This window comes from Pandoraea sp. PE-S2R-1 (genome assembly GCF_002179865.1).
GTDB lineage: Bacteria > Pseudomonadota > Gammaproteobacteria > Burkholderiales > Burkholderiaceae > Pandoraea.
On sequence record NZ_NGUR01000088.1, the window covers coordinates 1 to 466 of the forward strand.

1 pseudogene is annotated in these 466 nt (G+C 66.1%); it reads right to left on the reverse strand.

The window, feature by feature from the left end:
* Window positions 1-144: 144 nt before the first annotated feature.
* A pseudogene (locus CDV44_RS27160) lies at window positions 145-466 on the reverse strand (MerR family transcriptional regulator); the annotation flags it as partial.

Consider the following 466-nt stretch of genomic DNA (forward strand, 5'->3'; position numbering starts at 1 on the left):
GGCGGTAACGTCTGGCTGACGCAAGACGTGCCCCCCTACAGCAACATCACGCAAGCCCGCTCCCGTACGGAAGCCGGCTCGCCCCCCGTCTCAGGCTGTGATAGCGACCCGTCCTGATTTCACTTGCAGACGCGCCGCGTTCCGTCAGGCAGAGGCTGGCGGCGCGGCGATTCGCGCCCTCACTTCAGGAGATGCCAGACAGGTCGCCACCGCCTCGAAACCCGGAGCGCCAGGGTAGGGCGCCACGCGTACCGGCGGACTGTGGTTCGCCGGGCACAGCACGATGGCCTCGTCCGGGCCAACCGCCGTCAAGTCGAGAATGGCCGACGAACGCGTCATCATGAAGAGCGGTCGCCCCTCGTCTTCGTATGCCGGCGCAAGTAGCGAATCAACGCTTCCTGAGTGCTCTGCGCAAGGTCCTGCTCAATCATGTCGACGACCAACGCACCGGCACGCTCCGCCTCCA